The following is a 13,783-nucleotide window of genomic DNA, read 5'->3' on the forward strand; positions in this document are numbered from 1 at the left end:
CACGCTGGGCCCCGGCCTTCACTGGGGCGCCGGGAAATGCTGAGGCTGTTTCAGATACGGCGTTCCGCAAGCCGTCTTGTCGCGCGAAAGTGAAACAGGACGGCAAGCAGGGGGATGGCGACTGAAAGCGCGTACTGGCTTCGCGACACGCCGACGCCGAAAGGAAACCATATCCCGGGCACGCCGATCGTATTGATCTCCTCGGCGAACATGGCGACACCGGTGGTGAGCATGGTTATCAACGCAAACGTGCGCCCGCGTCCGTGCCTGACGATATGCCATGCCACCCAGACAAACAGCGCAAGCAGCGCCAGGCGGCTGGCCACCCGGACGATCTCAACGTGCTGTCCGACGAGGGCGGCGATCGCTGCAAGGACGGCAAGAGCCATCGCAAAGCGATCGATCCGACGATCGGGCGGAGACACCCAGCTGTTCCAGGCGATAACCCAGGTGCCGAGAGTAAGCGGCCCGAGCACGACCGATCTGACGACATCGTATGTTTTCAGGCTTTCGATCTCCGTCCAGGCAGATACCGCCTGATTGAAGCGAAGTAAAGCGATGGAGATCAGGGCCAGGGCAACCCTGGTCCAAAATCGATCCGGCAGACTGATGCTTCGTAGCGACAAGGCATACAAGGCCAGGCCCACCAGGAACACCGGCTCGATCACCTCGACAACGTAGCCCCAGAAGGTCTGCCACCACTGCGTGAGCAGGCGTGCATGGCCTGCATTCGATTCGGCCAGGATCGGAGCAACGTGCACCCCGCCGGCTTCACTCGCACTGACGTTACTTTGCTGCAGGTAGACGTGAATGGCGACAACCGCATCGCCAGAAGATGCAGATTCGGGCAACTTATAAAGAACGGGATGCGTTGAAAACGCTCGTGGAGGATCGGCGCTGAAGTCGCCAACCCCACCGATCTTTTTGCCGTTCCAGAAAATCTCATACGCGTCATCGACAAGCGTTGGACCGATCAGTACCGGCTGCGCTCCCTCCGGCACGCTCCAGTGGAGGCGCATCCGGTACCAGGCATGGCCCCATCGGCCGGCGTGTCCGTGCGCCGTCCAGCCGGGGACATAGTTCGATAAACCGACGTCGCCATCATGCGCACCGGCCAGTGGCGTCAGATCGATCCGCTCCCAGCTACGGTCGTCAAACTGTGGCATTGCCCATTGCGGATCGTTGCCAAAACTGAATTGCCATGGACCGGTCAGGGACACCTCTGCTGACGCCAACCTTACATCGGTGGCTGCTTGCGCCAACGGTGGCCAGTGCAGAACGAGCGCCAATCCAAGCAGCCCGAGGAACGCGCTCGCTAGCTTCATGTACATGGCCCATCGCAGCAGAAGCTGGGGTTATATCGACGTTCCAACGAGCACGCAAGATGCTACGACGCCCTGCTATTGAGCCGTCGCCATGGGGATTCTCTAAGATAGGAGCACCATGCATGCATTCGACTAGAACTCCCAACCATGCGTTGCCTACTGATCGAGGATGACATCCCCACCGCCGAACTGATTCGGGAAGGCCTGTGCCAGGCCGGCCATCAGGTCGAGCTATGCCATGACGGCCATGACGGGCTCGCGCGCGTCAGCGACGAGCTGTGGGACCTGGTTGTGCTGGACCGTATGCTGCCCGGCGGCCTGGACGGTCTCGATATTCTCGCGTCGATGCGCTTGCGCGAAGATCGCACGCCGGTATTGGTACTGAGCGCCTTGAGCAGCCTCGACGAACGCGTCCGCGGATTGCGCAGCGGCGGCGACGATTACCTCACCAAACCCTTCGCGCTGGACGAGCTACTCGCGCGTATCGAGGCGCTGGCGCGGCGTGCCGGTCAGCGCGCCGAGCCCGAGCAGCTTGACGTGGGCGACCTCACCCTGGAGCCACGCACGCGACGGGTGTTTCGAGACGGTCGCCCGATCCTGCTGCAACCGCGCGAATATCAGCTGCTCGAATACCTGGTACGCCATCGCGACGAGGTGGTCACGCGCAAGATGCTGCTGTCGGCGGTCTGGGGCTATCACTTCGATCCGGAAACCAATGTGATCGACGTGCAGATGAGCCGCCTGCGCAACAAGATCGACAAGGACGGTGTGCCGCCATTGATCCGCACCGTCCGCGGCGTGGGCTTCACCATCGGCGCGCCCGCGCAGGATGGCGATGATGTCGACGGCTAGCTTCCGCCATTCGGTGGTGTTCCGCATGGCGGCAGGCTACGGCCTGTTGCTGCTGTTGTCGGTGGCGGCGATCTCCGCAGTGTTCTATGTCGCCACGGCGGGGCTGCTTCGCCGCAATATCGACGAGCAGCTGCGCAGTACGTCACGCCATCTATTGCAGGTGAAGCAGCAGGATGCCGACGCGCTGGTGCGTGAAATCCACGGCCTGCTTACCGACAACCAGGACAGCGATACCGAGATCTACCTGTTGTTGGATGGCAGTGGCCACAAGCTGATCGGCAACCTCACGGCGTGGCCATCCGCCGCCATCGCTACCAATGGCTTGCGCCAGTTGGACGTAGAACGTCTGGGACGCTACTCGGCAAGCCGCTTGCTCGCGCATCGCTTCGCCGACGGCAGCGTGCTGCTGGTGGGGCGCGACATGCGCGATGTGTTCGAGCTGGAGCACATGATCCTGGTCGCGCTGAGCCTGGGCGGTGTGTTGGCCGTGTTACTGGCCGGGGGCGGCGCCATGCTGTTTCGTTCGCAATTGCAGCGTCAGCTCAAAGTCATCCATCGCACCACCACCGAGATCGCCGCCGGGCGCCTGGATCGCCGTGTCGCCATGGGACGTTCACGTGACGAGTTCGCGGTGGTGGCGCACGACATCAATGACATGCTCGATGAGATCGAGCGACTGATGGATACCTCGCGCAATGTCTCCAATGCGATCGCACACGACCTTCGTACGCCGCTTGGCCGGGTGCGCGGCGCGTTGGAACAGGCCTTGCGCTCACCGCAGCGCAATGAGCGTCTGCCGGATGGTGCGCAATACGCCATCGACGAAATCGACAGCCTGATCACCGTGCTCGACAAGTTGCTGCAGATCGCCGAGGCCGAATCGGGCGTGCGCCGCGGGAGCTTCGAACCGCTTGTCTTGCGCAACCTGGTCGAGGATATGGTGGAACTCTACCAACCCGCCGCCGAATCGGTGGCGATCAGCCTGGACGGCATCGTGGATGGCGAGCCATCGGTATTGGCCGACCGCCATTTGTTGGCGGGTGTACTGGCCAACCTGCTGGACAATGCCCTCAAATACGCCGGCAAAGATGCGAGCATCACCGTGCATGCCGCTCGACATGGCGAACAGGTACAGATCAGCGTGCAAGACACCGGCCCCGGTATTCCCGAGTCAGCGCTTGCTCGCGCCACCGAGCGGTTCTTCCGCGTCGACACCAGCCGCCATCAGCGAGGCAACGGACTGGGCCTGAGCATCGTGGCTGCGGTCGTGGCGTTGCATCGCGGGCAGCTCACGCTGACCAATACCTCACCCGGCCTCAACGTCACCATCACCCTGCCCGCCACGCCCCTTTCCAAACCGTAACTGTTGCCATCGCGGGTGCAAGGCTAGAGTTCCGACATGTCTTCGGCGCGCCTCCTGCGTCGCTCAACATGGCAACAGATACATGAAGAAGCATCAAGGACGGCTGGCAGCGGTCGGTTACGCGCTGGCGGCCGTCATCCTGATACTGGCCGAGCATGCAGTGACCGACAAGGTAAAGGCCGCGCCCCACCCCAGCGCTCCTGCAGATACCCAGACCGTCGCGATCAACGCCGAACAGGCCAAACAGGTTCGCCTGGCCGATGTCACTCAGCGCGACTTTGCCCCACATGTCGATGCCGTGGGCTATGTGGATTTCAACCAGGACCAACTGGCCCAGGTGAGTTCGCCCTATGCCGGCCGCGTGCGCGATGTATTTGCCAAGGCCGGTGACACGGTAAGTCGCGGCCAGGCTCTGTTCTCTCTGGATAGCCCCGACCTGACCCAGGCCGAAGCCTCGCTGGTGAGTGCTGCCGCCGCGCGCGCGCAAACCACGGCGGCCCTTGAACGAGCCAGAAGCATGGCGCAGGTACAGGCCAACGCGCCGCGCGATCTCGAGCAGGCGGTAGCCGATCAGCAGACTGCTGAAGGCAACTATCAGGCGGCTCGCCGTGCGCTACGTATCTTCAGCAAAAGCGATGCACAGATCGATCGCATCGCGGCCACACGACGCGTCGATGGCGAGTTGCGCATCGACAGTCCGGTCGCCGGCCAGGTGACTTCGCGCAACGTCGCTCCCGGTGACCTCGTGCAACCGGGCAATGGCCCTGCGCCCTTCGGCGTGGGGGACTCGAACAGCTTGTGGCTGGTCGCGAACGTGGTCGAGGCCGACGCACCCCAGGTGCATGTTGGCGAGCCGTTGTTCGCCTCGTTACCTGCATTGCCGGGACAACCCATCGAAGCGCAGGTGGATTATGTCGGCAGCACTTCGGACGCGGCGACGCACCGTGTGACGCTACGCGCCGTGCTGCATTCGCCACCGGCTGGCCTGCGTCCGCAGATGCTGGCCAACTACAGCATCGTCACCGGGGCGCCAACGCGTCACGATGCCCTGCCCGCGGATGCGGTCGTGCGCGAAGGCAGTGGCTCGATGGTGATATTCACCACCTCCGATGGCCTGCATTTCACTCGCCATCCGGTGCAATTGGGTACGCCGCAAGACGGCTATTACCCGGTGCTGTCCGAACTGCAGCCCCACCTCCGCATCGCCACGGAAGGCGCGCTGTTCCTCAGCAACGCGCTGGCGCTGCAGTCGCAGTGAGCCCGTCCGCACTATTATTCCATTGCAGGGATTGATCCGTGTTCAAAGGCCTCGTCGCGTTCGCGCTGACACGTCGCGCCATCGTGCTGATGACGCTTGGCGCATTCGTTATCGCCGGGCTGGCCGCGTACGCCAGGCTCAATATCGAGGCTTATCCCAATCCAGCGCCGGTGATCCTGGAGATCACCGCACAGGCCCCCGGCCTGTCCGCCGAGGAAATGGAACGCAGCTATACGCGTCCGATGGAAGTAGGCCTCGCCACCACGCCCGGTGTGGAGAGCATCCGCTCCACGTCGTTCTATGGCCTATCGTTCGTGCGCGTCACATTCAAGTACGGCACCGACTATTACTTCGATTACACCCAGGCCGCGCTGTCGCTGCAGCAGAACGTCAGCCTGCCTAATAACGTGCAACCACAGATCCAGGCATCCAGCCTGGTGGGCGAGGTCTTCCGTTATCAACTGGTGGGCCCACCCTCGATGAGCCTCACCGAGCTGCGCACGCTGCAGGACTGGGTGGTGACGCGTCGCCTGTTGTCGGTGCACGGCATCGCGCAGGTAGTGACCTGGGGCGGCACCACCAAGGAATACGACGTCGAAGCCGACCTCACCAAACTGCAGGGGTACGGCATCACCCTGCCGCAGCTCGTGGCCGCCATCGGTAACGCCAACAGCAATGTGGGCGGACGCACGATCAACATCGGCCAGCAGTCGGTGAATATCCGCGGGATCGGGCTGATCAAGGACGTCGGCGACATCGGCAATATCGTGCTCAACCAGTCCAATGGCACGCCGGTGCTGGTGAAAGACATCGCGAAAGTGAGCATCGGCGCGGTCCCGCGCCTGGGTCGCGCCGGCCGCGACCAGCAGGACGACGTGGTTACCGGCATCGTGGTGATGAACCGCACGCTGCAGACCAACGAAGTGGTCGCCGCCGTAAAGGACGAAGTAGCCAGGCTCAACAGCGACGGCACCCTGCCGCCTGGTGTGAAGCTGGTGCCGATCTACGACCGCTCCACCCTGGTCTCGGTCACCACGCATACAGTGTTGCACAACCTGATCTTCGGCTGCCTGCTGGTGTTTCTGATCCAGTGGATTTTCCTCGGCGACCTGCGCAGCGCTATCATCGTCAGTGCCAATATCCCGGTGGCACTGTTCTTCAGCATCATCATCCTGGTGTTGATGGGAGATTCGGCCAATCTCCTATCCCTGGGCGCGGTCGACTTCGGCATCATCGTCGACTCGGCGGTGATCCTGATCGAGAACATCTTTCGCAACTTCCAGAAGAGCGCCGCACAACGCCAGGATCTGTTGCACGAGGCCGCGCAGAGCGAGCTTGGCACCTATATGCGCGAGGACGCCGGCCACGCCTGGACCGAACGTCTGCGCTTGCTGTACATCAGCGCCATGCAGGTGGACCGCGCGGTGCTGTTTTCCTCGGCGATCACGGTCGCCGCCTTTATTCCGCTGTTCACCATGCAAGGTGTGGAAGGGCAGATCTTCAACCCGATGGCGCGCACGTATGCCTACGCGTTGTCTGGCGCGCTGATCGCCACCTTTACCATTTCGCCGGTACTGGCCTCGTTGCTGTTGCCCAAGCATGTCGAGGAGACCGAGACGCTGTTCGTGCGTGCGATCCGTCGCGTGTACACGCCGGTGCTGCACTGGGCACTCGTACGCCGCCGCACCACCGTGGCACTCGGCGTGGGTTTTCTGCTGGTCGCCGGTCTGTTGCTGACGCGCGTGGGCACGGAGTTCCTGCCGGCGCTGGAAGAAGGCAATCTGTGGATTCGCGCTTCGATGCCAACCACCATCTCGCTGGAAGCGGGCGAGGACAAGGTGAGCCAGATGCGCCGGATTTTGCTGCACCATCCGGAGGTCGTCACGGTGGTATCGCAGCACGGCCGTCCCGATGACGGTAGCGATGCCTCGGGCTTCTACAACGTGGAGTTGTTCGTTCCACTGAAACCGCAGGACGAATGGCCCAGCGGCCATACCAAGCCCGGGCTGGTAGCGCAGCTGCAGCAGGAGTTCGGCGACGCCTTCCCCGGCGTTGAATTCAACTACTCGCAGTACATCCAGGACAACATCGAGGAAGGCCTGTCCGGCGTAAAGGGCGCGAACTCGGTCAAGGTCGTCGGTCCGGAGTTACCGGAACTCGAACGACTGGCCGACCAGGTGATGCATGAGATGCGCAAGGTCCGCGGCGTGCAGGACCTTGGCGTGTTCCACGTGCTTGGCCAGCCCAATCTCAATATCACAGTGGACCGGGCCAAGGCGGCCCGCTATGGCCTCAACGCGGGCGACATCAACACCGTGGTACAGGCGGCCGCTGGCGGCACCGAAGCTACCACCGTGCAGGAGGGCGAACGCCAGTTCTCGCTGGTGGTACGCCTGGCGCCGCAGTTCCGCTCCAGCGTGGAGGCGATCGGCAATATCCAGGTGAGCTACCCCTTGCCCAATGGCGGCAACGGTTATGTGCCATTGCGTGATGTGGCGGAAATCTCGCTGGATACCGGCGCGTCCTACATCTACCACGAGCGTAACGAGCGCTTCGTGCCGGTGAAATTCAGCGTGCGCGGCCGCGATCTGGGAAGCACCGTGGCTGAGGCGCAGAAACGCATCGCCGAGCATGTGATCCTGCCCAGCGGCTATCACCTGGCATGGTCTGGCGAATTCGAAGATCTGCAACAGGCCAAGCAACGTCTGGCCATCGTGCTGCCGATTGCGATGGGCTTGATCCTCGCCCTGCTGTTTGCGCTGTTCAACTCGCTGCGCGACAGTCTGCTGACACTGGCGGCCATTCCGTTCTCCATCGCCGGCGGCATCATTGCGCTCTACCTTTCCGGGCTGGATCTGAGCGTATCGGCGGCGATCGGCTTCGTGTCGCTGTTTGGCGTGTCAGTGATGAACGGCATCCTGGTCATCACGTATTTCAACCATCTGATCCTGGGTGGGCATACGCCGCTGGACGCCATGACCCAGGCCGCCGAACAGCGCATGCGCCCGATGCTGATGACGGCGCTGTCCGCCTGCATTGGCCTGTTGCCTGCGGCGCTGTCCTCGGGCATCGGCAGCCAGGTGCAACGCCCGCTGGCGACGGTGGTCGTTGGCGGCATGTTGATTGGACCGGTGATGCTGCTGGTGGTGGCGCCCGCGCTGCAGGTGCTGGTGGTGGAATGGTCGAACAAACGCAAGCAACGACGCGCCAGTGGAGGTACGCCATGAAGCGCTCACTGGTTTCCCGTTTGCGCCTGGCGTGGGTGACGACACTCCTCGCAGGTTGTGCCGGGTGCGCCGTCGGCCCCAACTATCAGCGTCCCGCCACGCCCTCGCCGACGCAATTCACGCGCACGCCGATGACCACCATCGCAGGCGGCAATGCTTCCAGACCTCAGCAACTCGTCGCGGGCCAGATCATTGCAGCGACCTGGTGGCAGGTGTTCGGTTCCGACACGCTGAACGAACGAATACAGCGTGCGCTAGCCCGCAACCCGGACATCGACGCCGCCACCGCGGCACTGCGCCAGGCGCAGGAGAACATCGCAGCCCAACGCGCCAGCTTCTTCCCCTCGGCACAGGTGAGCTATGCACCGGCACGCCAACGTGACGCCGTGGGCACGCTCTCGCCCACGCTGACGTCCAATGCGACGTACTACACGCTGCACACCGCGCAGTTGAATATCGGCTATGCGCCGGATGTCTTTGGGCTCAATCGCCGCTCGGTGGAATCGCTGCAGGCCCAGGCCGATAACCAACGTTTCCAGCTCGAGGCGGCGCAGCTGAGTCTGGCGTCCAATGTGGCGAACGCCGCGATCCAGGAGGCGTCGCTGCGCGCGCAGATCGAAGCCACCGAGGCGGTGATCGCCGCACAGACGCGTGCGCTGGCGATCCTGCACGACCAGTCCCGACTCGGCTATGCCTCGGCGCTCGACGTTGCAGCCCAGGAAAGCGCACTGGCCCAGGCCAGGCAGGCTTTGCCGGGGCTGCAGAAGCAACTGGAACAGAATCGCGACCTGCTGGCGGTATTGTGCGGCGACACACCGGACCAGGCGGGCGCGCCGCAGTTCGATCTGGAGCACTTCACGCTGCCGGCGACGCTGCCGCTCAGCCTGCCTTCGCAGTTGGTGGAGCAGCGCCCGGACGTGCGTGCGGCCGAAGAGAACGTCCATTCGGCCAGCGCCCAGGTCGGCGTGGCGCTGGCCAATCGCTTGCCGCAGTTCACGCTCTCGGGCACCTATGGCGGCAGCTCCACCTCGTTCGCTCGCATGTTCAGCGACGACAACGTGTTCTGGACGTTGGCCGGAAGCGTCACCCAGAGCGTGATCGATTTCGGTGCGCTCCGGCACAAGCAGCGCGCCGCCGAAGCGGCATTGCAGCAGTCCGCCGCGCAGTATCGCGGTGTCGTATTGGGTGCCTTCCAGAACGTGGCCGATGTACTGCACGCCATCGACACCGATGCCAGCGCCTATGCCGCGGCCGATGACGCCGAGCGCGCGGCAGCCCATACGCTCGATCTCACACAAAAACAGCAGCAGATGGGTTACGTCGGCGCGCTTGGCTTGATCAACGCGCAGCAGGCCTATCAGCAGGCGCGTATGAGCCGTATACAGGCCCAGGCCAATCGATTGGCCGATACGGCAGCACTGTTTCAAGCACTGGGCGGCGGCTGGTGGAACAAGGGCGATACACCTTTGCCTGCAACCGGCGCGCACCTGGCAACCTTCTCTTCGGTGAGTAAATAAGATGTTGCGCCGAGTAGCCGCCCTCATGTTCATCCTGCTGGGCGGGTGCGCCGATACCCGTCCCGTCGTCGAACCCGCCTCAAGCTTCGACGTTCAAGCGTTGGGTCAAGGCATGGCCACTGGCGCGTCGACCATCATCGGCCAAGCCTCATGGGTCACCGAAAAAGGCATCAAGCATGACGCCATGAATGAAACGGTCACCTTGGTGCCAAGCACACCTTATGTCGCGGAGTGCGCACGCATCGTGCTGGACGCGACATCGCATTGTGCGGATAGGCTCAAGCCATATTTGCGATCGACCAGGACCGATGCAGAGGGTCACTTTGTTTTCGGAGGCTTACATCCAGGGACGTACTTTTTAACGACCCGTGTTTGCTGGGCCGGTGGACGCAGGAGACTGCGTCCTTGCCAGGCTGTTCAGGGCGAAGCTGTCATACAGCGTGACGGGCAAACCGTTGAGGTCTCCTTATAGCGCCCTGGTTTCTACAGGAGCGACTTTAGTCGCGACATGCGCGCTCACCGCAGATCGTTGCCACGACTGACATCACTCCTACAAGCCAAGAGGCCTGATTTCTTCCCGGCATGATTGACCGAAGGCCTTTAGCAGCTGTCTTCAGCGGTTACATTTCCATGGTAGGCCTTCGCTCGCCGCAACCGTCTCACTAAAGGCAGACCAGGCCAGTAGCGTGCAAAGCGTTTTTGGCCCAGAGGCGTCATGCGATGTCAAACAGGGGAAGGTTCGCTTGGAACTTGCGTTCTTTGACGATGTTGGCTGCCATTCGGACCGGCTCCCTGCGCCGTCCATTGGCACCTGCATCCGTACCGTCAGCGACCTGCCAAGGCGCTGCCCTTGTCTTGCCGGCGGTCACCACCTCCCGCGTCGATCATTTCGTCTGTCTGCACCACCACCCTCAGAAGACATCACTCCCGGCCACCCTGCGGCGCGGAGCGAGGCTCTTTCCATCACCTTGCTGGAGAATTCGCATGACAAGAGGACACCTGAGTCTGTACGCGTGTATCGCCGCGGCTATCGCGGCCCTGCCCGTGGCAGCCTTTGCGCAGACGGCAACGACCGACGACGCCACGCTTGCCGGCCTCAACACGGCCGAAGCGCCGCGTGTGACGCAAACAGTCAATAACAATGCCGTGTCACCCATCCAGAACACGCATTTGTCCGCGGTCAATGCGATGACCTCGCAAGGTGCGGTGACCGATTCGACGCCCCTGAACCACATGCAGCTGGTACTGCGCCCCAGTGATCGTCGCCGCGTTGCGCTCGAGACGCTCATTGCCGCGCAGCACGACCCCCATTCGCCGTTCTTTCACCACTGGCTGACGCCGCGACAGTACGGCAAGTATTTTGGCGCGCTCGACACCGATGTCGCCGCCACCGTTGCCTGGTTGAAAGCCAATGGCTTTACCGTCAACGGTACTTACGCGAACAACACCCAGATCGACTTCAGCGGCAACGCCGGCCAGGTGAAAAGCGCGTTCCATACGCAACTTAATCACTACATCGACTTCAACAAGGAAAGCCATATCGCCAACGCTGGCGATATCAGCGTGCCATCGGCGCTGCAGGCCGTGGTGGCAGGCGTGGCTGGCTTGACCGATTTCCATCCGAAGGCCATGCATGTGCCGACCAAGGTGGCACAGTTCGATCCGGCAACGCAGCGCTTCAAGATTCAAGCCGATAACGCCAGCAGCCACGCATCCACGGCCGCCAAACCTGCGGTGAAAACCGACGCGATCACCTTTACCAACGGCGCACGCGGCCTAGTGCCCTACGATCTGGCCAAGATGTATGGCGCCGATACGTTGCACGCGCAAGGTATCACCGGAAAGAACGTCACTATCGCGGTGGTCGAGGATAACTCGATGGTGCCCGCCGACTGGACCAATTTCGTCAGTCAGTTCAGCCTCGGCGGTTACGGCGGCAGCTTCTCGCAGATCCAGCCACAGGCGACCGGCTTCACCAATTGCATCGATCCGACTATTGCCCACCCAGGCGAGGACGACGGCGAGACCCTGCTCGACGCCGAATGGTCCACGGCCATGGCGCCCGGTGCACATATCGTCGTTGCGAGCTGCGATGACTCCAACAGCAATAACTTCTTCGGTGGCGTAACCACCGCCGCCACCAACCTGGTCAATGGCGACGACCGGCCTAACATCATCAGCGCAAGCTATGGTTTTGGCGAGACCAATGTCGATGCCGCGAGCAAGGTTGCCATCGATCTGCTCTGGGCACAGGCCGATGCGGAAGGCATTTCCGTGTTCGTGTCCACCGGCGATTCGGGCTCCAACCCGAGCTTCAACGCGGGATCCATCTTCAATCTGCCGATCAATGGCGAAGGCATCAGTGCCAACGCCCTTGCTACCTCGCCGAATGTCACCGCCGTTGGCGGCACGGACACCGCCGATGTGCTCGACGGCACCAGCAGCAAGTACTTCAGCACGAAGTTGAACTCGGCCTATGGCTCGGTGCTTTCCTATATTCCGGAAATCCCCTGGAACCAGTCCTGCGCCAACCCGGTGGCGGCACAGGCCAACGGCTTCAAGAGCCCGCTCGATTTCTGCAAAGCTGTACTCGCAACCGACCCCAATGGACTGACGCTGACCTCCGAAAGCGGCAGCGGCGGCCCCTCCTCGGTCGATCGCAAGCCGTTCTGGCAGCGGCTGGTGCGTGGCGCGGCTAACGACAACTCGCGAGATCTGCCGGACGTGTCGCTGTTTGCCGGCTCCTATGGCGGAGACACCTGGGTGATCGTGTGTAACGCCGCCTTCCCCTGCAATCCTGGCTTTACCGGCTCCATCTCGATCAGCGGTGGTACGTCGCTGGCCTCGCCGATGTTTGCCGGCATTCAGGCGCTGGTGGACCAGGGCCTGAGCCGCCATGGCCAGATCGAGAACCAGGGCAATGCCGCGCCGACGCTGTATGCGCTGGCTTCCGAAGAGTATGGCCTGCCGTTTGGTTATTCGCCGAGCAGCCTGGACGCGTGCAACTCGGACAACGGCGCCAAGGGCACCGGACATTGCGTGTTCCATAACGTAACGCGCGGTGGTATCTCCACCCAGTGCATCCAGCAGTTGCCGGACACGGTAACGCCGGACTGCTATTTCTACGCCACCATTACCGACTACGAGCTCGATGTGGAAGGCTTCCTGGTTCCGGCAGGCTCCGTCCAGCTCGGCCTGACTTCGACCAGCACGTCACGCTATGCCCCGGCGTACCAGGCGCAGCGTGGCTGGAGCTTTGCCGCCGGCCTGGGTTCGGTCAATGCCGGCAACCTGCTCTCGGCATGGAAGTCGTTCAATCGTTCGTGGTGGTGAGTGAGCCAGTGAAACTCGATTGATCTCGGTTTCTCCTATCGTCGTCCCGGCGCAGGCCGGGACTCAGTGGCACCGGTTTTCGCGTCAGCGCCAGTTCTTGGTGACTATTGCGACAACCGGCTGCAAAGCCACTGGATCCCGGCCTGCGCCGGGATGACGGGTAGGAGGGGTCTTGGACGTAGATTCAGTTCAGCGCTCTTCCTGTGCCAAGCGCTTGAATTTGAGCCCGCCTCAAAGCTGCTTCGACTTGAAAAATGGTTGGCTCTACAAGGGGCTGATTTCAACGCCGAGGTCAGATAGGGCGATGTAATGCCACTCTGCGAAGCCGTGCTCCACGAACGCTTCCTTCGCGGCTCGATCCGGCACCACGATCGTCACTTCTTTTGGGGAAATCGATAACGCTTCTGTCTTGATACGCCACTCGCGCTCCCATGTGTGATCAATGTTGTATTCGTCGGAGAGCCAGAACCTCACATGCCTGTACTGCATGTCTTCAGGAAGTTTGGCGTAATCGGGATCAGGCCCGTAAATTGCCGGCCGACCTCCTTGCTTGAATAGCCATTTTTTGTCTACCAGCACGCCATACGGCTGATATTTGAAGCCGCTCGGATCTTTACTAGCCAGAATCTGAGAGAGCTTGCCAATAGGTGCTTCGGAGAAGCACACACATATATGCTTCCCCTTGATAAACCCGCTGCCGCCACGCAGAGACTTTTCCTTGAGAATGTTGACAAGATTCTTTGCCGCCTCACCGCGGTGCTTTGCTGGATCGTCACTACTGCCTTTGCTCAAGTGAACAAGTTTGTTTCCGATATCGTCGCGCATTGCTATAAGAATCCAACAAAAGTGAGTGCCAGGTCCTAAGCGTGAATGGTTCGCCCTGGATTTGAAGCCGGCCCTCTCCCTGG

Annotated in this window: 9 protein-coding genes; 7 read left to right on the top strand and 2 right to left on the bottom strand. The window is 61.9% G+C overall.

What is annotated here, in order from left to right:
• Window positions 1-50: 50 nt before the first annotated feature.
• Window positions 51-1,325: a glycoside hydrolase family 2 gene (locus QMG46_RS16060; protein ID WP_281848851.1), complete on the bottom strand. Its 1,275-nt coding sequence runs from the start codon at window positions 1,323-1,325 to the stop codon at window positions 51-53.
• Window positions 1,326-1,472: 147 nt separating this feature from the next.
• Here QMG46_RS16060 and QMG46_RS16065 point away from each other — a divergent pair, with 147 nt between their 5' ends.
• The 7 genes from QMG46_RS16065 to QMG46_RS16095 all read left to right on the top strand — a co-directional run bounded on the left by QMG46_RS16065 (window position 1,473) and on the right by QMG46_RS16095 (window position 12,875).
• A complete protein-coding gene (locus tag QMG46_RS16065) occupies window positions 1,473-2,177 on the top strand; it encodes a response regulator transcription factor (protein ID WP_281848852.1) in 705 nt (234 codons plus the stop codon).
• Window positions 2,161-3,540, top strand: a complete 1,380-nt coding sequence (locus QMG46_RS16070) for a HAMP domain-containing sensor histidine kinase (protein WP_281848853.1) — start codon at window positions 2,161-2,163, stop codon at window positions 3,538-3,540. Before QMG46_RS16065 ends, QMG46_RS16070 begins: the two co-directional genes overlap by 17 nt.
• Before the next feature lie 82 nt (window positions 3,541-3,622).
• Window positions 3,623-4,798, top strand: coding sequence for an efflux RND transporter periplasmic adaptor subunit (locus QMG46_RS16075; RefSeq protein WP_281848854.1), 1,176 nt, complete (start codon window positions 3,623-3,625; stop codon window positions 4,796-4,798).
• Between the two features lie 38 nt (window positions 4,799-4,836).
• Window positions 4,837-8,025 (top strand): efflux RND transporter permease subunit, encoded by a 3,189-nt coding sequence (locus QMG46_RS16080; RefSeq protein ID WP_281848855.1) that lies wholly within the window; start codon window positions 4,837-4,839, stop codon window positions 8,023-8,025.
• On the top strand, window positions 8,022-9,542 hold the full coding sequence (locus tag QMG46_RS16085; protein WP_281848856.1) for an efflux transporter outer membrane subunit: 1,521 nt from the start codon (window positions 8,022-8,024) through the stop codon (window positions 9,540-9,542). Before QMG46_RS16080 ends, QMG46_RS16085 begins: the two co-directional genes overlap by 4 nt.
• A 25-nt stretch (window positions 9,543-9,567) precedes the next feature.
• Window positions 9,568-10,014: a carboxypeptidase-like regulatory domain-containing protein gene (locus QMG46_RS16090; protein ID WP_281848857.1), complete on the top strand. Its 447-nt coding sequence runs from the start codon at window positions 9,568-9,570 to the stop codon at window positions 10,012-10,014.
• Between the two features lie 512 nt (window positions 10,015-10,526).
• Entirely contained in the window at window positions 10,527-12,875 is a 2,349-nt protein-coding gene (locus QMG46_RS16095; protein WP_281848858.1) for a S53 family peptidase, read from the top strand.
• A gap of 264 nt (window positions 12,876-13,139) precedes the next feature.
• Here QMG46_RS16095 and QMG46_RS16100 read toward each other — a convergent pair whose 3' ends face one another.
• Window positions 13,140-13,700: a hypothetical protein gene (locus QMG46_RS16100; RefSeq protein WP_281848859.1), complete on the bottom strand. Its 561-nt coding sequence runs from the start codon at window positions 13,698-13,700 to the stop codon at window positions 13,140-13,142.
• Window positions 13,701-13,783: the final 83 nt, after the last annotated feature.

The organism is Dyella sp. GSA-30 (genome assembly GCF_027924605.1).
GTDB lineage: Bacteria > Pseudomonadota > Gammaproteobacteria > Xanthomonadales > Rhodanobacteraceae > GSA-30.

Bases quoted from the DNA above. Each gene is read 5' to 3' on its own strand.
- QMG46_RS16060 (WP_281848851.1), bottom strand. From the start codon at position 1,325: ATGAAGCTAGCGAGCGCGTTCCTCGGGCTGCTTGGATTGGCGCTCGTT.
- QMG46_RS16065 (WP_281848852.1), top strand. From the start codon at position 1,473: ATGCGTTGCCTACTGATCGAGGATGACATCCCCACCGCCGAACTGATT.
- QMG46_RS16070 (WP_281848853.1), top strand. From the start codon at position 2,161: ATGATGTCGACGGCTAGCTTCCGCCATTCGGTGGTGTTCCGCATGGCG.
- QMG46_RS16075 (WP_281848854.1), top strand. From the start codon at position 3,623: ATGAAGAAGCATCAAGGACGGCTGGCAGCGGTCGGTTACGCGCTGGCG.
- QMG46_RS16085 (WP_281848856.1), top strand. From the start codon at position 8,022: ATGAAGCGCTCACTGGTTTCCCGTTTGCGCCTGGCGTGGGTGACGACA.
- QMG46_RS16090 (WP_281848857.1), top strand. From the start codon at position 9,568: ATGTTCATCCTGCTGGGCGGGTGCGCCGATACCCGTCCCGTCGTCGAA.
- QMG46_RS16095 (WP_281848858.1), top strand. From the start codon at position 10,527: ATGACAAGAGGACACCTGAGTCTGTACGCGTGTATCGCCGCGGCTATC.
- QMG46_RS16100 (WP_281848859.1), bottom strand. From the start codon at position 13,700: ATGCGCGACGATATCGGAAACAAACTTGTTCACTTGAGCAAAGGCAGT.